General features: G+C 51.1%; 21 protein-coding genes. 8 read left to right on the top strand and 13 right to left on the bottom strand.

Annotated elements, in window-relative coordinates; genetic code table 11:
• Nucleotides 1-3: 3 nt before the first annotated feature.
• Both HVZ39_RS17525 and otnK read right to left on the bottom strand, forming a co-directional pair.
• Complete coding sequence (locus HVZ39_RS17525; protein ID WP_016152294.1) at nt 4-648, bottom strand: aldolase; 645 nt, start codon at nt 646-648, stop codon at nt 4-6.
• Nucleotides 645-1901: a 3-oxo-tetronate kinase gene (gene otnK / locus HVZ39_RS17520; RefSeq protein ID WP_181632764.1), complete on the bottom strand. Its 1257-nt coding sequence runs from the start codon at nt 1899-1901 to the stop codon at nt 645-647. Before otnK ends, HVZ39_RS17525 begins: the two co-directional genes overlap by 4 nt.
• Nucleotides 1902-2272: 371 nt before the next feature.
• On the opposite strand from otnK, the gene HVZ39_RS17515 reads away from it, so the two are divergent.
• Nucleotides 2273-3166: a PocR ligand-binding domain-containing protein gene (locus HVZ39_RS17515; protein WP_181626328.1), complete on the top strand. Its 894-nt coding sequence runs from the start codon at nt 2273-2275 to the stop codon at nt 3164-3166.
• Here the strand turns inward: HVZ39_RS17515 and cobA are convergent.
• Nucleotides 3145-3933, bottom strand: coding sequence for a uroporphyrinogen-III C-methyltransferase (cobA, locus tag HVZ39_RS17510; RefSeq protein WP_019076302.1), 789 nt, complete (start codon nt 3931-3933; stop codon nt 3145-3147). The two genes, HVZ39_RS17515 and cobA, sit on opposite strands and share 22 nt — an antisense overlap.
• A 405-nt stretch (nt 3934-4338) precedes the next feature.
• Here cobA and HVZ39_RS17505 point away from each other — a divergent pair, with 405 nt between their 5' ends.
• Entirely contained in the window at nt 4339-5241 is a 903-nt protein-coding gene (locus tag HVZ39_RS17505) for a LysR substrate-binding domain-containing protein (RefSeq protein WP_016152298.1), read from the top strand.
• An 82-nt stretch (nt 5242-5323) separates the two neighbouring features.
• On the opposite strand, the gene cobO is transcribed toward HVZ39_RS17505, so the two are convergent.
• The 10 genes from cobO to glmS form a co-directional block, all read right to left on the bottom strand.
• Nucleotides 5324-5926, bottom strand: coding sequence for a cob(I)yrinic acid a,c-diamide adenosyltransferase (cobO, locus tag HVZ39_RS17500; protein ID WP_016152299.1), 603 nt, complete (start codon nt 5924-5926; stop codon nt 5324-5326).
• 9 nt (nt 5927-5935) lie between these two features.
• The gene (locus HVZ39_RS17495; protein ID WP_016152300.1) at nt 5936-7588 is read right to left on the bottom strand and encodes a class I fumarate hydratase; all 1653 of its coding nucleotides are present in this window, start codon (nt 7586-7588) and stop codon (nt 5936-5938) included.
• A gap of 58 nt (nt 7589-7646) precedes the next feature.
• Entirely contained in the window at nt 7647-8648 is a 1002-nt protein-coding gene (gene glsA, locus HVZ39_RS17490) for a glutaminase A (protein WP_181632763.1), read from the bottom strand.
• Between the two features lie 125 nt (nt 8649-8773).
• On the bottom strand, nt 8774-10078 hold the full coding sequence (locus tag HVZ39_RS17485; RefSeq protein WP_181632762.1) for a dicarboxylate/amino acid:cation symporter: 1305 nt from the start codon (nt 10076-10078) through the stop codon (nt 8774-8776).
• Nucleotides 10079-10246: 168 nt separating this feature from the next.
• Nucleotides 10247-10564, bottom strand: a complete 318-nt coding sequence (locus tag HVZ39_RS17480; RefSeq protein ID WP_016152303.1) for a DUF4387 domain-containing protein — start codon at nt 10562-10564, stop codon at nt 10247-10249.
• A complete protein-coding gene (locus HVZ39_RS17475; RefSeq protein ID WP_016156013.1) occupies nt 10561-11931 on the bottom strand; it encodes an acyclic terpene utilization AtuA family protein in 1371 nt (456 codons plus the stop codon). The genes HVZ39_RS17480 and HVZ39_RS17475 overlap by 4 nt, the downstream gene beginning before the upstream one ends.
• A 3-nt stretch (nt 11932-11934) precedes the next feature.
• Nucleotides 11935-13176, bottom strand: a complete 1242-nt coding sequence (locus tag HVZ39_RS17470; RefSeq protein ID WP_016152305.1) for a methylaspartate ammonia-lyase — start codon at nt 13174-13176, stop codon at nt 11935-11937.
• Nucleotides 13176-14621 carry a methylaspartate mutase subunit E gene (locus tag HVZ39_RS17465; RefSeq protein WP_016156014.1) on the bottom strand — a complete coding sequence of 482 codons (1446 nt, stop codon included), beginning with the start codon at nt 14619-14621 and terminating at the stop codon, nt 13176-13178. Before HVZ39_RS17465 ends, HVZ39_RS17470 begins: the two co-directional genes overlap by 1 nt.
• An 18-nt stretch (nt 14622-14639) precedes the next feature.
• Nucleotides 14640-16028, bottom strand: coding sequence for a methylaspartate mutase accessory protein GlmL (glmL, locus tag HVZ39_RS17460; protein ID WP_016156015.1), 1389 nt, complete (start codon nt 16026-16028; stop codon nt 14640-14642).
• Nucleotides 16028-16477, bottom strand: coding sequence for a methylaspartate mutase subunit S (glmS, locus tag HVZ39_RS17455; protein ID WP_016152308.1), 450 nt, complete (start codon nt 16475-16477; stop codon nt 16028-16030). The genes glmL and glmS overlap by 1 nt, the downstream gene beginning before the upstream one ends.
• 1218 nt (nt 16478-17695) lie before the next feature.
• Between glmS and cydA the strand changes: the two genes are divergently transcribed.
• The 6 genes from cydA to tolQ all read left to right on the top strand — a co-directional run bounded on the left by cydA (nt 17696) and on the right by tolQ (nt 22264).
• Nucleotides 17696-19264 carry a cytochrome ubiquinol oxidase subunit I gene (gene cydA, locus HVZ39_RS17450; RefSeq protein ID WP_016152309.1) on the top strand — a complete coding sequence of 523 codons (1569 nt, stop codon included), beginning with the start codon at nt 17696-17698 and terminating at the stop codon, nt 19262-19264.
• Nucleotides 19265-19279: 15 nt separating this feature from the next.
• Complete coding sequence (gene cydB, locus HVZ39_RS17445) at nt 19280-20419, top strand: cytochrome d ubiquinol oxidase subunit II (RefSeq protein WP_016152310.1); 1140 nt, start codon at nt 19280-19282, stop codon at nt 20417-20419.
• 14 nt (nt 20420-20433) lie between these two features.
• Nucleotides 20434-20547: a cytochrome bd-I oxidase subunit CydX gene (gene cydX, locus HVZ39_RS17440; RefSeq protein WP_003022970.1), complete on the top strand. Its 114-nt coding sequence runs from the start codon at nt 20434-20436 to the stop codon at nt 20545-20547.
• Nucleotides 20547-20840: a cyd operon protein YbgE gene (ybgE, locus tag HVZ39_RS17435; RefSeq protein ID WP_016152311.1), complete on the top strand. Its 294-nt coding sequence runs from the start codon at nt 20547-20549 to the stop codon at nt 20838-20840. The genes cydX and ybgE overlap by 1 nt, the downstream gene beginning before the upstream one ends.
• A 330-nt stretch (nt 20841-21170) precedes the next feature.
• Complete coding sequence (ybgC, locus tag HVZ39_RS17430) at nt 21171-21575, top strand: tol-pal system-associated acyl-CoA thioesterase (RefSeq protein WP_003831439.1); 405 nt, start codon at nt 21171-21173, stop codon at nt 21573-21575.
• Complete coding sequence (gene tolQ / locus HVZ39_RS17425; RefSeq protein WP_016152312.1) at nt 21572-22264, top strand: Tol-Pal system protein TolQ; 693 nt, start codon at nt 21572-21574, stop codon at nt 22262-22264. Before ybgC ends, tolQ begins: the two co-directional genes overlap by 4 nt.
• Nucleotides 22265-22267 lie beyond the last annotated feature (3 nt).

The raw sequence follows: 22267 nt of genomic DNA, 5'->3' as shown, positions 1-22267 counted from the left end.
ACCTCACGCTTGCCGGGAATGTTCAAGTTCGGCCACCGCTTCTTCTGAGAGCGGAACATAGCCAAGCGGTTTTAACGTAAGCCAGATGCGGGCGCTGTCTTCCAGTTCTTCAGCGTTAAACACCGCCTCACGCAGCGAGCGACCGCTTACTACCGGCCCGTGATTGGCCAGCAGCGCGGCCGTATGGTCTGCCGCGATTTCACTCAGTGCGCTGGCAATGCCTTCATGGCCAGGCTTGAAATAGGGCAGCAGCGGTAACTGCCCGACGCGCATCACATAGTACGGCGTTAACGGCGGCAGGCAGTTTTTCGGCGTGGTGCACGGCAGGCAGGAGAGCGCGGTCAGCCATGGAGAATGCAGGTGCACGACCGCGCCGCAGGATGGCCGATGTCGATACCACGCCAGATGCATGGGCACCTCTTTTGAGGGTTTGTCGCCGCTAAGATGAACGCCGTTGGCATCCAGCCGACTTAGCGTGGCAGGATCAAGCTCGCCCAGACAAGAGTTGGTCGGGGTCACCAGATAGCCGCCATCCGGCATTTTGACGCTAAGATTGCCGGAACCGCCGCTGCTGTAACCGCGCATAAACAGGGAACGGCCATAGTGGACGAGTAGTTCGCGCAGTTGGTGTTCACTCACCGAATTCATAATGCGTACTCCTGGGCAGTAAAAAAGAAATCGTCGTCACCAAAGTTGCCTGACTTCAGCGCCAGCGCCAGACCGGAGGAAAATACCCACGGCACGCCTGGCGCAATGGCTTTGCCGACGGACAGACGCTTCACCTGCAAGGCTTCCACAACGGTGCCGGAGGTTTCTCCGCCCGCGACGATAAAGGTGTTTACACCCGCAGTTCGTAGCTTTGTACTCAGCCGGGCAAAAGCGTGTTCGATTGCCTGGCTGGCGACCTGTTCGCCGTGCTCCTGTTGAATACGTTTGAGTACGTCTGGCGGCTGGGTGGCGTATATCAGTGGCGCTAATGGGTCGCTGATATGCGTCATCGCCCAGGCGCTCAGTTCATCGGTGTAGCGTTCGGCATCAGACAGGCAGCGGGACACATCAAGCAAACGAGACGCTGCCGCGGCCTTGTAGCGATTAACCTGACGATTGCTCATTGCCGAACAGCTACCGGAGAACACCACCGTTTTGGCAGGCAGTGGAAAAGAGTCCGGCGGCATGGATTGCTGGCCTCCGCTGCAGGCGGCCAGCGCGCCGCCGAGCCCGGAGCCCCCGGCTAACAGAGGGCTGGCATGGAGAGCTTGCGCCAGCGTGTTGAGATCTGCTTCATCCAGCGTATCGACGATAACGTGACGCGTACCTTCAGCCTGAAGTTGGGCCAGGGCGTAAGTGACCGCTTCCACACCTTGACGCAGGGTCGTGAGGTTGATGCAACCAACCGCGCCTGGCGTTTGCGCGCTCAGCAGGCGCGGCAGGCTGGCATCGTTCATTGGATTGAGCGGATGCTTTTCCATTCCGGATTCGTTAAGCAGTACACCGTGTACAAAAAGATGACCATGCACCACTGTGCGTCCGTTTTGCGGCAGAGCAGGGCAGTGGACGATCAGCGGAACCTGCAGGTCGTTCATCAATGCATCGCTGACCGGGCCAATATTGCCTGTTGGCGTGGAGTCAAACGTCGAACAATATTTAAAATAAATCTGGCGGACACCTGCATTTTGTTTCAGCCAGCGGGCACAGGACAGGGATTGGGCGACGGCCTGTTCTGCGGGTAATGAGCGGCTTTTCAGCGAGATGACGATAGCGTCAACCTCTTCATTCCAGCATTGCGCGGTATCGGGCATACCGGGCAGAAGCGCGACGCGCCACCCCTGCTGCGCCATAAAGCTTGCAATGTCCGTTGCGCCGGTAAAATCGTCGGCGATAACGCCTGTGGTGACGGCCATGGATCAACTCCGTTCAGATTGTTTGCTAATTGAACATATTATTCAGGAGGGCCTTTCACATTCACATGATGATTATCACAAATAAGCACATCATCGATTCAGATTAAAAACGGGTAATTTATTGAAAATAATGAAGTTAGGTGTTGAGTGTTGCGAAAAGAGTTTCACAAGAGGGTGTGAAGATTCGTTAATCTTTGAGAAAGCGAAGTCGCGGTGTGCTGCAGAGTATTATCGTGGTCGCTATAATTTTCTTGCCAATTGATCATAATCATCTGCACAAATGAGATTATTTTTTGCGGTGAGCATCATTCTTTCCTGAGGCTAATTTTTGCATATTAGCGGCCTTAATATTATTAATGCCGGAGGATAACGTGCCGCTGAAAATCCAGGATGACTATTTACAACGTTTTTTCTCTATCGCAGAACTCTTCTCCCGAGCCACTGGGTTAGCCACAGTCGTCGTTGATATTAACGGTATAGCGTTGTCTAAATGTCATAATTTTAATTCGTTTTGCACATTAATGCGTGCGGATGAGCGCTATCGAGCAGGTTGCCAAAAGTGCGACAAGTACTGTGCTTTTGAGGCATTAAAACAGCTTAAACCCAGAATACTCACCTGTCATGCAGGGCTAAGCCTGTTCTCGATGCCATTAATCCATGAGGGACACCTTTACGGTTTTATTATCTGCGGGCAGGTGCGGGTAAAATATCAGGAATATAAAACTATCGCTATTGATAACAAAAACTCATGGATTAATAACCCCGAAATTAAAGCTGAGTGGGGCCAGTCTGCGGTGGTGGATAATAATGTGCTGGTGGCGTCGGCAAATTTGTTAAGTTTTATTGTTGATAATTTTGAGAAAGAACAATTGATCTCTGAGAAGATTGAGGTTCCGGCAACCCGATACGCTCATCATTATTTCACTGAGCCTTCACGTCACGAGAAAAAACTTATGGCGGCGCTGCGTTATATTGACGAGAATTTGTATGGTGAATTGTCTTTGGAATCTGTCGCGGCTCATGTGTGCTTAAGCGCGAACTATTTCAGCCGGTTTTTCAAGAAACGCCAGGGTGTTAATTTTAAAACCTGGGTGAGTCAGAAAAAAATGCAAAAAGCAGGGGAGTTATTACACGATCCGGTTCATTCCATAGACAGTATTGCCAGGAAATTGCAATACGCGCAAACCAGTTACTTTTGCCGCGTTTTCCGGGCGGCGCATCAAACGTCGCCCCAGTCTTTTCGTCACGCCAGACTTTCGCAGTAAAGATTGTCTGGCAGCGTGATGGCTTCAGGTATAAAAGAGAGCCGATCGCTCAGGGTCACCACATCTCCGATTACAATCAGCGCCGGTGGAACAATATTAGCTTCCTGCGCCTTGCTCAATAATGAACCGAGCGTGCAGGTCAGGCGGCGTTGATTTTCCCGGGTCGCAGACATAATTAGCGCGGCGGGCGTGTCTGCTGATTTTCCGCCCATCAACAGCTCTTCACAGATAAACGCCAGATTGGCGATACCCATGACGATGACCAACGTGCCGTTAAGTTTCGCCAGTTGACGCCAGTCCTGCTGCTGATTGCCTTCCCGCGTGTGGCCTGTCACCACGTGAAAACCGGAGGCAAAATCGCGATGCGTCACCGGGATACCGGCATAGGTCAGGCCGCCAATCGTAGAACTAATACCCGGTACAACTTCAAAAGGGATGCCCATTTCAACCAGATCCTCCACTTCTTCAGCCCCACGGCCAAAGACATACGGATCGCCACCTTTGAGGCGCACAATGTTGTGGTGTGTTTGGGCATACTGGACCAGCAGTGCGTTGATTTCATCCTGGGGAACGCAATGGAAGCCTGGATTTTTGCCGACATTGATAAGCAGGCAGTCAGGTAATGCCCATTCCAAAATTTTAGGATTGACCAGCCGATCGTAAATAATGACGTCGGCCTGTTTAATGCACATCATTGCTTTGAGGGTCAGTAATGAAATATCACCAGGACCTGCTCCAACGAGCCAGACCTTTCCGAAAGTTTTCACAATGTGTCCTTTATCACGTCTGTCAAAAAATGGCACAAACGACATCAATAAATGATTAAAAGCAGTCGTTTGCCCGTAAGTTATAACGTGAAATTATCCAGGATTAGCGCATGGATAATATTGATTAATCTCGCAAAGTTTTTTCTGCAATAAACAAGAAGACTTGAAAAATTATTAAGAACTTATTGGCACTATTTACTTAGGTTTAACCTTATTTAAATTGTGTTTATTGTTGTGCTTGAGTATTATTGGTTAATATTTATCCGCCATCAGTGTGAGCAAATCATGGATTGGATCAATGACATCAATGGAGAAAATAAAATATAACTCTCGGTGCTTATCTGGGTGCCTTGAATTATTTTTTATAAATTAAACTATTTTTGTACGCTGCATATGGAAGAGGTTATGAGAGGAAAAATACCCAAAACGGAGTTGCTGGTAACTTTTGAAGTGGTTGCGCGTCACGAAAGTTATACCCGGGCAGCTGAAGAGTTGGCGTTAACACAAAGTGCTGTTTTCCGCCAGGTGAATGCACTGGAGGATTTTCTTAATACCGCGCTATTTAATCATGCCAAAAAACGTATTTTTTTAAATGCGGCCGGCAAACACTATTTAAGTATCGTTAAAGAAACGTTAAATAAACTCGAGCGCGATACGACCACAATAATGACCTGGCAACCGACCGTACAGGTTATTGAGCTGGCGGTAAATCCGACGTTCAGTACGCATTGGTTGATCCCCAACCTGCGCGAGTTTAACAAACTCAATCCTGATATTATCGTGAACATCCATTCGCTGGCGAATATCGGTGATTTTCTTAATCGTGAGTATGATGCGGCAATTATGCGCGAAGATTTCTACTCACCGTGGTCAGAGGTTGAGTACCTGTTTGAAGAGGAAATTCTGCCAGTATGCAGCCGCTGTCTGCTGGCTGAACCGGAACGGAAACTGTCAGTCCACGAACTGCTGAACGAATACCCGCTGTTGCACCAGAGTACGCGAATCAAAGGCTGGCAGGAATGGTTTGCGCTGTCCAACGTCAGCAGCCCGCTGGTAAATAAAGGGCCGAGATTTGATCTGTTGTCGATGTTGATTGCGGCGGTCCGTTCTAATCTGGGGGTTGCGCTGCTTCCTCGTTTTGCCATTCAGCACGATCTGGACAATGGTGATATGGTCATTCCTTGCGATGTTCCGATGCGCACCGGGAACCGTTTCATTATGACGTGGCGTGAAGAGAAATCGGAGTCTGCGCATTTACAGACATTTCGTAACTGGTTGCTCAGTAAGTCCGTGGTGTCGGCTACCTGATGGTGGTTTGCGCTTTATCAGGCCTACAAAGATTGGTAGGCCGGATAAGACGCGTTAGCATCGTTATCCGGCAAAAGAACGGCTACCAGTCGATTCCAATCTGTGCCTGAATCCCGCGGTCAAACGCGTGCTTGACCGGGCGAATTTCACTGACCGTATCGGCCAGTTCCAGTAACAGCGCATGGCATCCGCGCCCGGTCACGATGACGCTTTGCTCCACAGGGCGATTTTCGATGGCGCTGATAACCTCCTGGGTGTCCAGATAGTGGTAAGCCAGCATGTAGGTGAGCTCATCCAACACCACCAGATCGTACTGCGGATCAGCCAGCATGCGCTTACTTTCCTGCCAGACTACCGTTGCCGCCTCGATATCCGCTTGCCGATTTTGGGTTTCCCAGGTAAATCCGGTGCCCATAATATGAAATTCGACACCGAGCGGTTGCAGCGTGTTGTACTCGCCATTATCCCACTGGCCTTTAATAAACTGCGCGATGCCAACGGTTTTTCCGTGACCAACCGCGCGCGTTGCCGTACCAAAGGCTGCGGTGGATTTTCCTTTACCGTTGCCGGTGAAGACAATCAGGATCCCTTTCTTCTCCGTTGCCGCCGCCACGCGGGTATCAACCTGTTCTTTCAGTTTCTGCTGACGCTGGCGGTGTCTGTCATTATTGGCTCGCGCTTCCATGGTGACTCCTTAATGTCCTGCCGGACAGGTTGCGCAGCGATGCTGCTGCTCAAACTGGCTAAAGAAGTTATTGCCTTTGTCATCCACTAATACGAAGGCCGGCATATTTTTAACTTCCATCATCCACACCGCTTCCATTCCGAGCTCGGGATATTCAAGGCAGTGCAGGCTCTTCACGTACTGCTGCGCCAACAAGGCTGCGGCGCCGCCAATGCTGCCAAGGTTAAAACCACCATGTTTGCGACACGCATCCGTGACTTGCGCGCTGCGGTTGCCTTTCGACAACATGATCAGACTGCCGCCCGCGGCCTGGAAAGCATCGACGTAACCGTCCATGCGCCCGCCGGTTGTAGGACCGAGCGAACCGCAGGCCAGATTACTGGGGGTTTTAGCCGGGCCCGCGTAATAGACGATATGGTTTTTCATGTAATCTGGCATCGGTTCGCCGTTATCCAGGCGCTCTTTGATTTTGGCATGCGCGATATCGCGAGCCACAACAATCGGGCCGTTTAACGATAAACGCGTCCCAATTGGCAGAGTGGTGAGATCCTGCAGGATCTCGCGCAACGGACGATTCAGATCCAGTTGTACGGTCTGAGCGCCATTTTCCACCCGCTGCGAATCGGGAATAAATTTGCCCGGATTATGCTCGAGTTTCTCCAGCCAGATTCCGTGTTTGTTGATTTTGGCCTTGATGTTGCGGTCGGCTGAGCAGGAGAGAGCCATGGCGATAGGGCAGGAGCCGCCGTGGCGTGGCAGGCGGATCACCCGGATATCGTGGGCAAAGTATTTGCCGCCAAACTGCGCGCCGATGCCAAACTCGCGGCTGGCGTTGAGCAGCTCGGCTTCCAGCGCCGTATCGCGGAATGCCTGACCCAGTTCATTCCCGCTGGTGGGCAGGTTATCGTAATATTTAGTTGAAGCCAGTTTAGCAACTTTCAGCGTCTGGTCGGCGGACAAGCCTCCAACGACGAAAGCGATGTGATACGGCGGGCAGGCGGCTGTACCCAGTGATTTCATTTTTTCGATCAGAAACGCGGTGAGCTTTTCCGGCTGCAGAATAGATTTGGTTTCCTGGAACAGCGCCGCTTTGTTAGCAGAGCCGCCGCCTTTGTTGACGAACAGGAAACGGTATTCATTACCCGGCGTGGCGCTGATGTCGATTTGCGCCGGCAGGTTAGTCTGTGTATTGACCTCGGTATACATGTCCAGCGGGGCATTTTGCGAGTAACGCAGGTTGTTTTCGGTGAAGGTGGTGTACACGCCTTTGCTTAATGCTTCTGCGTCATCGCCGCCGGTCCAGACATGCTGTCCTTTGCAGGCCACAATGGTTGCCGTCCCGGTATCCTGGCAGTTGGGCAGGACGCCTTTGGCCGAAACCTCAGCATTGCGTAGCAGTTGCAATGCGACGTACTTATCGTTACTGCTGGCCTGCGGATCGTGCAGAATGCTGGCTATCTGTTTTAAATGTCCGGCGCGCAGGAAAAATGAAGCCTCATAAAATGCCTGCTGGGCTAATAAGGTTAGCGCTTCTGGCGCAACCTTAATCACTTCCTCTCCGTCTAACTCCGTTACCGCAACGTGCTGGTTACTCAGTAATTCATATTCGGTATTATCTTTACTCTGAACAAAGAGTTCCTGCCAGACAAATGGTTTAGACATGTTTACATCTCACCTTTTAGTTAATATGTCGGATGGCGCTCACGCCATCCGTAATTGCTTAATGCGCTAAAAAGACATTGGCTTTTGTCGCTTCGGCGACATATTCGATCGTTTTCTGGGCGCGAACGCTGTTACCGGCTTCATCCAGCGGCGGAGAATAGACGGCAATTGCATATTTGCCCGGGACAACGGCGACCATACCGCCGCCGACGCCGCTTTTTGCTGGGATGCCCACGGTGTAGAGCCATTTACCGCTGCCGTCGTATAGTCCGGCAATCGCCATTTCTGCCAGCACCTGCGGAACATATTTTTCATTCAGCAACTGCTTGCCGTTGAATGGAGATTTGCCTTTGTTCGCCAGTACCGCCCCCATTTTGGCCAGTTGCTCAACGGTGATATCCACCGAGCACTGACGAGTATAAATTTCGACAGCTTCGTCGGTATTGCCATAGAAGCTGTTATAGGATTCCATCAGCTTCGCCAGCGCCTGATTGTGCTGGTTGGTTTCCATCTCGGATTTAAAGACCGGCTCATTAACCGTGAGCGTGGCGTCGGCCCAGACGTTCAGGTTGTCGAGGATTTTGTTCCAGCGATCGGTTTTGTCTTTGGCTTCAATCAGGCTAACGGTGCTCATCGCCCCGGCGTTTACCAGCGGGTTCTCAGGCGCGCCTTTGGTCAGCTCAACCGCTAAACCGGAGTTGAAGGGCATGCCGGTGGCATTGGCCCCGAGTTTATCCAGCACCACCTGAGGGCCGTGCTGTTCCATGGCGAGCGCCATGGTGAAGACTTTGCTCAGGGATTCCATGGGGAAGGGTTTGTTAACATCGCCAACCTGGTAGATCTTGCCGTCCACCGTGGCAATGGTGATGGCAAAGTTATTCGGGCTGTAGGTCGCCAGGGCAGGGATGTAGTCGGCGACTTTTCCATCGTGGTTACTTTTATATTTTTGATGTGCCTGGTCGATAAGCTTTGCGTAATCCGGCGTGATTTGCGCGAGAGTCGTTGCGCTGAACAAAACGCTGAAGGAAAAAATACTCACGCCGAGAAGAGTTTTAGTCATGGTGCAATCCTGTTGGTGTACTCATCATGGTGCCGGATGGCGGCTTACCGCCTTATCCGGCCAACGGATAGTTAAACGTTATGCAGGCCGGATAAGCGCAAACGCCATCCGGCAATAACGTGGTATCAGGACAACGCGACTTCTGTTTCGGTAACCGGACGTTCTTGTTCCGGGGTCTTCACTGGCGCAGTGCCACGACAACCCTGGCCGAAGTGTTCTCCTTCCCAGCGACTTACAATGGCAGCACCCATTGCGTTACTCATGACGTTGGTAGCAGAACGACCCATATCGAGGAACGGATCGACGCCCATCAACAGGATCAGACCAGCTTCAGGAATGTTGAACTGGTTCAGGGTTGCGGCGATAACCACCATTGATGCACGCGGTACGCCCGCCATCCCTTTAGAGGTCAGCATCAGGATTAACAGCATGGTAATTTGCTCGCCCATGCTCAGCTCAATGTTGCACGCCTGAGCAATAAAGACGGTGGCAAATGAGCAGTACGCCATGGAGCCGACCAGGTTAAAGGAATAACCGATAGGCAGAACGAAGCTGGCGATTTTTGAAGAAACGCCGAATTTTTCCAGCTTGTCCAGGGTGCCCGGGAAGGCGGCTTCTGAGCTGGAGGTAGTAAAGGCCAGCAGTGCAGGCTCGAGGATTGATTTGGTCAAACGCGCGATGCAAGGCCCGACTATCATGGTTGACAGGCCAATCAGGATTGCCCACAGCATACCCAGGGTCAGATAGAATTCACCCATGAAGATCCCGGCGCTGACCATCACCCCCAGACCACGTTCGGCAATCAGACCAGAAATAGCGGCAAATACGGTCAGTGGTGCAAACAGCATGACGTAGCCCGTCAGCTTCAGCATCACGTGTACCAGTGAATCCAGAACCTTCACGATAGGCTCGGCTTTTTCACCAATCGCGGCCAGGCTGCAACCGAGGAAAATTGAGAACACCACGATCTGCAGAATTTCGTTACGCGCCATCGCATCGACAATACTGGTCGGTACCGCGTGCGAGATGAACACTTTCAGCGTGAATGGCTCTGACTTAACGGCGGCAACGGCCCCGACGTCATGTGGCACGAAGTTGATCCCCGCGCCTGGCTGGAAGATGTTAACGATAACCAGACCCAGTGCAATTGACACCAGAGAGGCGCAAATAAACAGGAAGAAGGTTTTCGAAAATATACGTCCCAGCGTTTTGGCATCGCCCATTTTGGCAATACCAACAACCAGAGTTGAAATAACCAATGGCGCGATAATCATTTTTACCATGCGTAAGAATATAGTGGTAAAAATAGAAATATCTGCTGCATAGGATTTTGCGGTTTCAGCCGCGGCCATATTATTTATGGCCACCCCGGCAATCATGCCGAGTATCAGGCCTAATATGATCATCTTCGTTAAACTTATTTTCTTCATGTGTACTCCATCGGATAAAGGCTGGTAATTGGAATTGTGTAGGGTGGCGTGCGCCTGAGCCTGGACAGCAGCTCAGACGCACGCCTGTTGTGACCAACCGCATGAATAATTCGAAGCACTGTGATACCGCTGAATTCTGTGCTCCAATGGTTGTTATTGTGTGTTTTGTTACAAGTCGAACTCAATACTTAATAATGGAGCGTGTTGCTGAGCACCATAAACATCATTATCACCGACGTTGCCGGAAATAATATCGCGCGGCATGACGATTTTTACGGCATTCGCCGGATCGAACCACACGATATTGTGAATGAAGTCAGGTTCAACATTATATAAACTGGCAATGAGCTGCGGTGTTAATTGCTCGCAGGCTTTTACCCGCTGATAGTCTTCCCTGGTTTTAAATAAAATATCTAAAACCAGTTCGTACGGTCCGGCGTTTTTGGAGCGAATAACCTGCGCCAGTGAACAAATTGAGTGTTTCATGCCTGAACTCCTTCTGGCGTCACCTGTTCAATGTGAAAATCAAATCGCAGCGCATCGCTCGCTTCAATCAGGTGATAGATCGAGAACTCATACACCGGTCCACTTTGAATATCAGATGGCGAGAACGGGAAGGCGAGGTTGCCCGCAGTCGCAATGCGATTTTCATAGCCGTAGTGCAACAGGGTAGAGCGTACCAGCGAGCAAACGCTGTTGGCGATATCCTGCGTCGGCGCAACGACATCCAGTAAAATCCCCAGCTCATGACCGGCGGTTTTCATCGGTTCATGGTTGCCCATCACACCGTTCTTACCATACAGGTGGAACGTCATGCGGATACTGTCGTCATTCAGTGAGAGGTTACGCGCCACACTTGCTTGTACCTCTTCGAGAATGGTGTCAATCCCGGCAATCATAATTGGGTCGCGCGTTCCGGCGATGGTCAGGCAACGGAAGCCAACCTGACGCGCGCCTTCCAGTTTCAACGCATACGGTGTTTCTTCATGACGTGAACCACTGACATACACTTCGCCCTCGTTAACCTGGGTAAAGGTGCACGCTTTCAGGTTCAGCACGCCGCCTGGTCCTGGCAGGAAGTACGGATCGGACTTCTCATACAGGGTGTGCGCCGCAGCGGAAGTTTCAGTGAACTTACGCTTGGGATTGAACGCCTTCAGCGTAAAGCCGTTGTCATCAATGATCCCCATCGCACAATCTGAGCCGGAGCCAGGGGTGGCGGCAATGGCAGCACACTCAAGGATCTTCCCGCAATGAAGTGCCAGACCTTCATCAAAGCCCTGCATTATTGGCAGCGCGGCGAAGCAGGCCGGATCGTAGGCACGTCCGCCCAGAACCACCTGCGCGCCAGCTTCGAGCGCACGCTGAAAAGGCTCGACGCCCATCTGCGCGACAATGTAGGTGCTCTCTTCAATTGCATCGTGAGTCAGTTCAGGCACAAAATCGAGCGCGGTGATTTTGCCGTTATCCAGCGCCTGATGAACGATTTCTTTGTCGACATCAGACGGGATTAACGCCATTGAGAAGGACAGTTTTTCTTCCTGTGCGATCTCATGGATTATCTGGCGACACCACTCCAGATGCGGAGCTGCGCCAGAACCACCAGCCGTGCCGATCACTACCGGGATGTTGTTCTTCACGCCTGCCACGATCATATAGCGCAGATCGCGTTTCACACCGGCCCGGTCGGTAAAGGGTTTACCCGCCCCCAGATAGTGGGGGCCTGGATCGGAGGAACCTGCGTCAACAGCAATAAGATCCGGTGACTCTTCCATGGCTTTACGAAAACTTTCTTCCGGGAAGCCATAACCCAGGATAGCCGTAGGCGATAAGATCTTAAATGTGCGTGCCATCTCTTAATCCTTAGTTTGCAACAGCGCGATGGTGCGGTTCATTTCGTTAAACACGATGTTGAGACCTTCATCGAAACCCATACCCGGCTTGATCAGCATGCGCATTGGACGCGCAGCCAGCGCGACGTGTACGCAGGTACGCGCACTGATTTCCGTTTCGTTACAGGTACCACCCTGATAGGCTTCCATTCCGTGTTTGTTGCAATACAGCACCGCATCGACGATGTTGTGAATACCGCCCAGATCCGGGGTCTTGATCTGCACCATGTGGCAACTGCCCGCGTCGGTGAAGTCCACGATATCCTGATAGGTGTTACACCATTCATCCGCAACAATTTTCACGCCGGAACCCAGACGGGTAAGCTCCTGAGTGATCTCGGTGAGCATGCGGATCTGATCCGGCTTGTTACCGGCATCTACCGGGCCTTCAATGTACAGCGGCAGGCCTTGAGCTTCGGCTTCCAGGCTGGCGATATATTCGGCGCAACGCACCGGATCCATATCGAAGATCAGACCGATGGTGCCGTAGACATCAATATGCAGCGTCGGGTGATAGGTTTCGTTGGTGCGCAGGCTCAGGATGCGGTTAGACAACCAGCGGACGTACTCACGCAGTTTTTCGCCTTTGAAGCCCAGCTTCTCTTCTACGTTATTGATCAGCGCATGCGGCAGGACGTCCACACCTTTGAGGATCATCTTGTCGACGGCGATATAACGGTCGTCGCCGCTCTGGCCAAATAATGGAATGGCTTCCGGGACGCACGGCAGTTGCCATTCATCACAAACCACTTCTGCTTTCAGACGACCGGTAGCCAGTGCCGCCGCGTCGAGCAGCGCCTGAGACAGACCATAACGTACGGCGGTATGCAGCAGATGGCCGTCAATACGCAGTTCGTCAAAGAAACGGGCGTTGGTCAGGAACGAATCAACGTCACGGCCTTCCAGCAGCGGTTTGATGTGATCGTTGAGAAACGGAATGAAGTTTTCAGCCAGGAACAGCGGATCGCGTCCACCTGCACCTGAATATTGCACCGCTGCACAATCGCCCACCGCTACCGCGCCGTTTTCCAGAATCAACTGTACGGATACGCATTCACCCGCCTGACGAACAGACGTAAATCCAGGCGTTACCGGAGCGCCGGTATAGATAAACCCGTCATGACCAGCGCCGTTTTTGATGGCCTGCTGATCGTCAAAATAAAATGAGGAGTAGCCAGCTGTGAAAAGGGCCTGTTTAATTTTCATTATGGTCTTCCTATTAATTTACTGTGGGATACGGCGTTGATGTCATCAATGACCATCTGGAAAGAAGGCTTGCGGCCTTCGAAATGCGCGCGCTCTGCGACGTAGTCGTGGTGCAGGGCGAGAATGTCTTTCGGCAGCGGAACGGCACCGGCTTCGAGAATACGGATGGCGCCTGTGTTATCGCGAACAGGCAGGATCTTACCGGCGTTACAGGCGGCAGGCGCGAAAGGTACATCCAGTACGCCTGCTTCAAAGGCCAGCACCGTACCGCGCGCAATGTCGCCATTGCCCAGTTCGAAGACTTTCTTCAGCACCGCGCGGACTTCGCTCTTAATCAGATCAACTTCCTGCTCCACGGCAGCGCACTGCGGGAATTTCTGGTCGCTGACCATGTTGAGCATCTGGCGTGAAGCTTTCAGACCCTGGGCGTTCGCTGCCGCCGTTGGGATACCGAACGCTTCGTGCGGGCTTTTGGTGATCACTTTGGTGGCACCTGACATACCAGCAACCGCTGCGCCCCAGGCGATAACGGAGAAGGCTTTTGCTTCATCTTCCGGGAATCCGCCCATCCACTGGTGGAAAACGGTACTCAGTTCGTAATCGTCGAAGCCGTGGTTATGGAAATATTCGTGGGAAAGTTCGCGCAGCGCCTGAATCGCTGCAATATCCTGCGTTAGGCTACCGACCTGGCCGTAGCCAACGGTAATTGACTTGACGCCTTGTTCCAGAGCCAACAGACCTTCGATAATCGCCACCGAGTGGGACATAAACGGCGGGATCAGGGTGCCGGTCAGTGGGCCAAATGGTTCACGGTTGATACGAATACCGTTCTCTTCGTACAGGCCCATCAGGCGGTCGCAGTACTGCCAGTCGCGGATGGATTTTTCCAGAGTGACACGTTTAGCGTAAGGAATGTTGTAGGAGATGCCGCCGCCTTCGTAGCTGGTAAAGCCACTGGCCATGGCGATTTCTGCCAGCAGGCGCGCATCCGGCGTGCCGTGACGAACCTGGATCGGTTTTTCCAGCGCTTCAGTCATACGACGGCAGGCAGCAACCCCGTGATTGACGACCGGTAAACCATTCAGCTTAGAAGTACCTGCTTCGATAGATTTCTGGATCCCGACGGCGGCTTCTTCATAGCGGTTCAGACGGGTATAGGCATCGATAGTACTCGGCAGGAGGTCGCACTCTTCCTGCAATGTTTTGAGCAGCGCAATATGCTCATCCATTAATGCTACGCCTGCGCGCGGCTGGCTCAGGGTTTTCCCTTCCTGATCGGCCTTCAGCAGAGCAAGGGAGAAGCGCTTTTTATCCGGGATTGATTGCTGGTACTTCACGCCATCTTCGAAGTTCTCAACGTCTTTGCCGGTTTCCCAGGTTTGTAATACCTGATGCCTTTCGGTCATGAATTCGTCATGGGTCAATTTTTTATTTCGAAGTTCCATTCGTAGCTGCCTTAAGTTTTATAGGGTTAAACACTGAATGCTGGTGCGAGCAGCGGCTTGCGGGTACAGCCTGGCGACGTTTGCCAGTAGCGGGAGCAGGCCATTTGAATCGCGGTAATACTCAAACTGATTCGGTAACAAAATTCTTTTACCCTGGTCGTCCAGCTCCCGGTATTTGAGCCAGTTATGGATATCGAACTGGCTGGCGCGAGAGAGCCATCCCCCTGAACCGACGACTTTGCGTACGGTGGTGAGATCGCGACCCATCTGTAAATCCACGTTACCCACGCAGGTGCAAACCTGCTTCTTAGTGCCCGCGTGGCGCTCAGCGGCATAGCCCACGCACAAACCTGCCAGCAGGGTGTCGAAATATTTCTCCTCCTCGCTGAGCGGCAGGTAATCCGGTTGCCCCACCAGATGACGCAGATAGCGGTAAAACGCTTCCTCGCGCTGCGGTTGTTGGGCGAAGATGACTTTCACCATATCCTGCGTACTTTCTCCCACCACGACGGCGGAAACGCGCATTCCCAGGTCGCCTTCAACGGTACGTTTGACGAACGGTTCAGGAACACCATGCAGGACGGTATCGGGGGAGAGGGTATTCGCGCTGGCCGAATAGACATCCGTGGTGGCTCCGCCCATATCAATCAGCATGAATTCCTTCCATGCGCTGTCGTAATCGCTAATGGCTTTGACTAACTCATATACCGTCCATGGCGTCGGCATTGGCTCTTCGCCAGTTTCGCCGACGATGACGTCCAGACCTTTACCTTTGACAATGCGTGACAAGAACACATCGCAAATCGCCTGGCGCGCGGCAAACGGATTTGGGTGATCGAGATCAGGCAGAATGTTGTCTACCGTGGTCAGATCTTTATGTCCCAGAATCGTTTGTATTTCGTCCTGAATGTCCCGATTTCCAGCGTAGATAATGGCGCAATCAAGCGTTGAGCCTGCCAGCGCGTGCGCATTCGCCAGGCCGTAGCTTTCTTCGCCACCGTCTGTACCGCCGGTAAACAACAGAATGTCTGGCGGTGATGATTCCAGCTCCTGGATGTCATGCCGGTTCAGTTTGTACGAATAATATTGCGCGATTTTCGCTCCTGCCGAATGGGCGGTAACTTTTGCTGATTCCAGCGTAATGGAAGGCACCAGCCCCATTGCTGCAACGGCGAGCCCACCCTTGGCCGAGGAGGAGTATTTCAACTGCACTTCACCACTTTTCAGTAACGGGCGAGCATCGGCAACGTTCAGCACCTGATTCAGGCTGGCAAAAAAACCGTCTGCCAGATGATGTGTGGTGGTTGGGGTCAGGACATGGTTTACCAGGGTTAATTCCTCGCCTTCATGGGCGAAGAGGGCAGCCTTGGTCCATGTCGAGCCGATATCGACAGAAACTGTTTGCATCAGATAGCCTCTTCCAGGCAACGCTGCTCAAGGCCATTGTGTTGGCGAATATCATTGGTGATAAGCGCGCAGACATCTTCCAGGTCGTGGCTCGGTGCGAAGACGCGGTTAAAACCCATCTCCTTAAACTTCACTTCCACATCGCCGAAGTCATGTTTACCAACTACCAGGTTGCCACCGACGTACAGCAGAATGTCGCCGAGGCCGCGTTCGATGCAGCGCTCACGTAACCCGAGGCAGTCAATGTCGCCATGACCGTAGATAGAGGACACCACGATGGCATCGGCGCCTGTTTCAATCGCGGCATCAATATATTCATCCTGGCTCACCATCACCCCGAGGTTGATTACGTGAAAATCATGAGCAGTAAAAACGCGATCCAGAACTTTATTACCTACTGCATGGCAGTCAGCACCGATGACGCCAATAACAAGTGTAGATTTCTTCATGGGTAATCCTCTGTAGGGCTGATGGTCAATAAGTGAAAATTATTTTCTAATATTTAGAACATGGTTTGTGACAACCTCTTAATAGGGTCGGAGTTTCTGTGTAAGCGGAAAAGGAAGCAATTGATCTATTTTCAAAATATCCTGCGCAAAATGATTGTTATATTTTTTATTAATAAAAATCCTTGTTTATCAGGTAGTTGAATGTTGTTTTTGCGGGTTTTTTTAATTTACCAGGAAAATGAAGAATAAATGACTTGCCATGTTTGTGATCGAAATCTTATTTTGTTGTGCGCCTCATTTATGCGTCATTTTTTATAATTTAAAAAATTACCTTTACTAAATAACTTGTGAACGGGATAACGGTTTTTTATTGTTTAATCTTATATGACATAATTATATTTTGTTAAATTTAAGATAAAAATGATAATGAATTGTTTGTGGCATATTTAAACGTTGCCACATAAGAGAAAAAGAGAAGTGAGTGATAACTTTCAGTGATGCTTTAAGCGAAACGCCTGCGCTGTGCTGAGGAACGTCAAACCCAATGCGTCTGTCAATGAGGGACGCTTTCGCTTCCATTTGAGATAGTTACATCTTGGTGTTAATTATAAGTAAAATTTAAATGAATAATTTGTATGAAATAACAATTCCATGACTTGCTAAACAAAAAACTGTGAGCTACCCGGCAATAGTGACTCTTAATCTGCTGGCAATTTTGTCAGTCGGGCGGGTTAAAAGATCGTGTAGATTTAAACAAATATCCTATCATTTGTAGTAACGGCAATTACTCATTGAAAAACATACCGTTAACATGACGTTCACTAGTCGCCTGACTGTTAAACACTATTAACATTAAATTTGAAAATTGATTTAAATCAATGTTTAAAACTTGGTAAACAGCCTCAAAAGAGGTTAAATTGCTGCAGATCAAATTGGTCTGAAAGTGATAAATTAGCTATAAATTGATCACTATCGAAAAATGCAAATTTACCTCGATAAAAACCTGTTTATTGTAAGGATTTTACGGCGTAATATAATTGCGGGATCAATTTGAGTGTTTTATTAACATGTTTGTAACCTTTCATCATTGTCCTTTCTTCAAATGAGAAGAAAGAGCAGCGGCGGAGGGAAGCAGATAAATTTGTATTGGGGCATGCGTGTGACCCTTTCTAACGGGGTTCACTCTCGGAGTCTTCATGCGATGAGCAAGGAGTCATGATGTTAGATATAGTCGAACTGTCGCGCTTACAGTTTGCCTTGACCGCGATGTACCACTTCCTGTTTGTGCCACTGACGCTAGGTATGGCGTTCTTGCTGGCCATCATGGAAACGGTCTACGTCCTTTCCGGCAAACAGATTTATAAAGATATGACCAAGTTCTGGGGCAAGTTGTTTGGTATCAACTTCGCTCTGGGTGTGGCAACCGGTCTGACCATGGAGTTCCAGTTCGGGACTAACTGGTCTTACTACTCCCACTATGTAGGGGATATTTTCGGTGCGCCGCTGGCGATTGAAGGTTTGATGGCCTTCTTCCTCGAATCCACCTTTGTAGGTCTGTTCTTCTTCGGCTGGGACCGTTTGGGTAAAGTCCAGCATATGTGCGTCACCTGGCTGGTGGCCCTGGGTTCTAACCTGTCCGCACTGTGGATTCTGGTTGCGAACGGCTGGATGCAAAACCCAATCGCCGCGGATTTCAACTTTGAAACCATGCGCATGGAGATGCTGAGCTTCTCTGAACTGGTGCTCAACCCGGTAGCACAGGTGAAATTTGTTCACACTGTGGCATCTGGTTATGTTTGTGGCGCGATGTTCGTTCTGGGGATCAGCTCCTACTATATGCTGCGCGGTCGTGACTTCGCGTTTGCTAAACGTTCTTTTGCAATCGCCGCCAGCTTTGGTATGGCTGCTATTCTGTCTGTTATCGTTCTGGGTGATGAATCCGGTTACGAAATGGGCGACGTGCAGAAAACCAAACTCGCTGCTATTGAAGCAGAATGGGAAACGCAGCCTGCACCGGCTTCCTTTACCCTGTTCGGTATTCCGGACCAGGATGCGCAGGAAAACCATTTTGCGATTCAAATTCCTTATGCGCTGGGCATCATTGCCACCCGCTCTGTTGATACACCGGTCATTGGTCTGAAAGACCTGATGGTGCAGCACGAAGAGCGCATCCGTAACGGGATGAAAGCGTATCAACTGCTGGAAGAACTGCGTGCAGGAACTACCGATCAGGCCGTTCGCGACCAGTTCAACAGCATGAAGAAAGACCTGGGTTATGGTCTGCTGCTGAAACGCTATACGGATAACGTCACCGACGCGACCGAAGCGCAAATTCAGCAGGCAACGAAAGATTCTATTCCTCGCGTTGCGCCGCTGTACTTCGCTTTCCGTATTATGGTGGCGTGCGGCATTCTGATGCTGGCAATCATCGCAGTGTCCTTCTGGACCGTGATTCGTAACCGTATCGGTGAGAAAAAATGGCTGCTGCGCACCGCGCTGTATGCGATTCCTCTGCCGTGGATTGCCATTGAATCCGGTTGGTTTGTTGCAGAGTACGGCCGCCAACCGTGGGCGATTGGTGAAGTGTTACCAACAGCCGTAGCGAACTCTTCGCTGACCGCTGGCGACCTCATCTTCTCGATGCTGTTGATTTGCGGCCTGTATACCCTGTTCCTGGTGGCTGAACTGTATCTGATGTTCAAGTTCGCACGCCTTGGGCCGAGTAGCCTGAAAACCGGTCGTTATCACTACGAGCAGTCCACTGTGACTTCTCAGCCGGCACGCTAAGACAGGAGTCGTCAAATGATCGATTATGAAGTATTGCGTTTTATCTGGTGGCTGCTGGTTGGCATTCTGCTGATTGGTTTCGCGGTCACTGATGGCTTCGACATGGGGGTGGGCATGCTCACCCGTTTCCTCGGTCGTAATGATACCGAGCGTCGAATTATGATTAACTCCATCGCCCCGCACTGGGACGGTAACCAGGTTTGGCTCATCACCGCGGGTGGCGCACTGTTCGCTGCCTGGCCGATGGTGTATGCCGCTGCGTTCTCCGGTTTCTATGTGGCGATGATCCTGGTACTGGCGTCTTTGTTCTTCCGTCCGGTCGGTTTTGATTACCGCTCCAAGATTGAAGACATGCGCTGGCGCAACATGTGGGACTGGGGCATCTTCATTGGTAGCTTCGTTCCACCGCTGGTTATTGGCGTGGCGTTCGGCAACCTGCTGCAAGGGGTTCCGTTCCACGTAGACGACTACATGCGTTTGTACTACACCGGTAACTTCTTCCAGTTGCTGAATCCGTTTGGTCTGCTGGCGGGTGTCGTGAGTGTTGGGATGATCATCACCCAGGGCGCGACCTATCTGCAGATGCGTACGGTAGGTGAACTGCATCTGCGTGCGCGTGCAACGTCGCAGGTTGCGGCACTGGTCACTATGGTCTGCTTCGCGCTGGCTGGTGTGTGGGTGATTTACGGTATTGACGGTTATGTTGTGACCTCAGCACTGGATCATCATGCCGCCTCTAACCCGCTGACCAAAGAAGTGGCTCGCGTGGCTGGCGCATGGATGGTGAACTTTAACAATGCACCTATCCTGTGGCTGGTTCCTGCACTGGGCGTGGTTCTGCCGCTGTTGACCATCCTGACTTCTCGTATGGAGAAAGGGGCATGGGCGTTCGTCTTCTCTTCACTGACGTTAGCCTGCATCATCCTGACGGCTGGTATCGCAATGTTCCCGTTTGTGATGCCATCCAGCACCATGATGAACGCAAGTCTGACCATGTGGGATGCAACGTCCAGCCAGCTGACGCTGAATCTGATGACGTATGTAGCTTGTGTGTTCGTTCCGATCATTCTGCTGTACACCGGCTGGTGTTACTGGAAGATGTTCGGTCGCATCACCAAAGAAGATATTGAAAGCAACACCCACTCTCTGTACTAAGTAAGGAGCTTAAAATGTGGTATTTCGCATGGATTTTGGGAACGCTTCTTGCCTGTGCATTTGGGATAATCACAGCGCTGGCGCTTGAGCACGTTGAATCAGGCAAAGCCGGACAAGAAGATAGCTGATGACCAACATTATCGCGATGCAGTATAACGCGATGGATAAGCGCCCCTTGCGGGCGCTTTCCTTTGTGCTGGCAATCGTGTTGGCTGGTTGCATATTCTGGGATCCGTCACGTTTCGCGGCCAAAACCAGTGAGCTGGAAATCTGGCATGGTCTCCTGCTGATGTGGGCGGTCTGCGCAGGCATCATTCACGGCGTTGGTTTTCGTCCTCGCGCCGTACACTGGCAGGGCATTTTCTGCCCGTTAATCGCGGATATCGTCCTGGTTGTTGGTCTGATTTTCTTCTTCTTTTGAATAAGAAACATCCTTAAATATTTATGGGCTTGCATAAGCCCATAAATTTTTACTCTCCGTTTACTTTCCCCCATTCCAAAGCACCATTCCCGCGCGTATAGTAGCGAAGTTTGAAAGCATTAACCTAAGGTTGTGCCCTGGAGTTGTGTGCGGTGGCGACACTGGACCATCAGGACGCAACTTAATTGCATTACCGGGATGTAAAGTGAATACAGCGCGATATACAACGACATTCTTGAAGCATCGCGGCGGCAAGAACGCGAGTCACCAGGCGCTTACAAAGTTAAGCGACCGGTGTGAGTGGGCGAAGCCAACAAAGAGGCAGTAAGAATGAACAAGTATATGTTTCGATGGCCGGTTCGTGTCTACTATGAAGACACCGATGCCGGTGGAGTGGTTTACCACGCCAGCTACGTCGCTTTTTACGAAAGAGCACGCACAGAAATGCTGCGTCATCATCACTTCAGTCAGCAGGTCCTGTTGGCCGAACGTGTAGCCTTTGTGGTGCGCAAGATGACGCTGGAGTATTTTGCGCCTGCCCGGCTCGACGATATGCTCGAAGTCCAAACCGAAATTACGTCAATGCGTGGCACCTCATTGGTTTTCACGCAACGCATTGTCAACGCAGAGAACACCGTGCTGAATGAAGCCGAAGTTCTGATTGTTTGCGTTGATCCACTCAAAATGAAGCCTCGTGCGCTTCCCAAGTCTATTGTCGCGGAGTTTAAGCAGTGACTGACATGAATATCCTTGATTTGTTCCTGAAGGCAAGCCTTCTGGTTAAACTTATCATGTTGATTTTGATTGGTTTCTCAATCGCATCCTGGGCCATTATTATCCAGCGGACCCGTATTCTTAATGCGGCTTCACGTGAAGCTGAAGCATTTGAAGACAAGTTCTGGTCCGGCATTGAATTGTCGCGCCTGTATCAGGAAAGCCAGGGGCGTCGTGATAATCTGGTGGGTTCGGAACAAATTTTCTACAGCGGATTCAAAGAGTTTGCGCGTCTGCATCGGGCGAATAGTCATGCGCCGGAAGCGGTCGTTGAGGGGGCATCCCGTGCGATGCGTATCTCGATGAACCGTGAACTGGAAACGCTGGAAACGCATATTCCATTCCTCGGCACCGTCGGCTCCATCAGCCCGTATATCGGTCTGTTCGGTACCGTTTGGGGGATCATGCACGCATTTATCGCGTTAGGCGCGGTAAAACAGGCAACGCTGCAAATGGTCGCACCGGGTATCGCGGAAGCGTTGATTGCAACGGCTATCGGTCTGTTTGCGGCAATCCCGGCGGTTATGGCTTACAACCGACTGAATCAGCGCGTGAACAAGCTGGAACTGAATTACGACAACTTTATGGAAGAGTTCACCGCGATTCTGCACCGCCAGGCGTTTACCGTTAGCGAGAGCAACAAGGGGTAAGCC

The organism is Citrobacter sp. RHB35-C21, assembly GCF_013816515.1.
In the GTDB taxonomy this organism is placed as follows: domain Bacteria; phylum Pseudomonadota; class Gammaproteobacteria; order Enterobacterales; family Enterobacteriaceae; genus Citrobacter; species Citrobacter braakii.
Note: the sequence above shows the minus strand (reverse complement) of the source record. Positions and strands in the feature narration are given on the sequence as shown.

Bases quoted from the DNA above. Each gene is read 5' to 3' on its own strand.
- HVZ39_RS17495 (WP_016152300.1), bottom strand. From the start codon at position 7,588: ATGTCTAAACCATTTGTCTGGCAGGAACTCTTTGTTCAGAGTAAAGAT.
- cydA (WP_016152309.1), top strand. From the start codon at position 17,696: ATGTTAGATATAGTCGAACTGTCGCGCTTACAGTTTGCCTTGACCGCG.
- ybgE (WP_016152311.1), top strand. From the start codon at position 20,547: ATGACCAACATTATCGCGATGCAGTATAACGCGATGGATAAGCGCCCC.
- HVZ39_RS17470 (WP_016152305.1), bottom strand. From the start codon at position 13,176: ATGAAAATTAAACAGGCCCTTTTCACAGCTGGCTACTCCTCATTTTAT.
- ybgC (WP_003831439.1), top strand. From the start codon at position 21,171: ATGAACAAGTATATGTTTCGATGGCCGGTTCGTGTCTACTATGAAGAC.
- HVZ39_RS17485 (WP_181632762.1), bottom strand. From the start codon at position 10,078: ATGAAGAAAATAAGTTTAACGAAGATGATCATATTAGGCCTGATACTC.
- cydX (WP_003022970.1), top strand. From the start codon at position 20,434: ATGTGGTATTTCGCATGGATTTTGGGAACGCTTCTTGCCTGTGCATTT.
- glmL (WP_016156015.1), bottom strand. From the start codon at position 16,028: ATGCAAACAGTTTCTGTCGATATCGGCTCGACATGGACCAAGGCTGCC.
- HVZ39_RS17480 (WP_016152303.1), bottom strand. From the start codon at position 10,564: ATGAAACACTCAATTTGTTCACTGGCGCAGGTTATTCGCTCCAAAAAC.
- cydB (WP_016152310.1), top strand. From the start codon at position 19,280: ATGATCGATTATGAAGTATTGCGTTTTATCTGGTGGCTGCTGGTTGGC.
- HVZ39_RS17465 (WP_016156014.1), bottom strand. From the start codon at position 14,621: ATGGAACTTCGAAATAAAAAATTGACCCATGACGAATTCATGACCGAA.
- HVZ39_RS17525 (WP_016152294.1), bottom strand. From the start codon at position 648: ATGAATTCGGTGAGTGAACACCAACTGCGCGAACTACTCGTCCACTAT.
- glmS (WP_016152308.1), bottom strand. From the start codon at position 16,477: ATGAAGAAATCTACACTTGTTATTGGCGTCATCGGTGCTGACTGCCAT.
- otnK (WP_181632764.1), bottom strand. From the start codon at position 1,901: ATGGCCGTCACCACAGGCGTTATCGCCGACGATTTTACCGGCGCAACG.
- glsA (WP_181632763.1), bottom strand. From the start codon at position 8,648: ATGACTAAAACTCTTCTCGGCGTGAGTATTTTTTCCTTCAGCGTTTTG.
- HVZ39_RS17505 (WP_016152298.1), top strand. From the start codon at position 4,339: ATGAGAGGAAAAATACCCAAAACGGAGTTGCTGGTAACTTTTGAAGTG.
- HVZ39_RS17475 (WP_016156013.1), bottom strand. From the start codon at position 11,931: ATGGCACGCACATTTAAGATCTTATCGCCTACGGCTATCCTGGGTTAT.
- cobO (WP_016152299.1), bottom strand. From the start codon at position 5,926: ATGGAAGCGCGAGCCAATAATGACAGACACCGCCAGCGTCAGCAGAAA.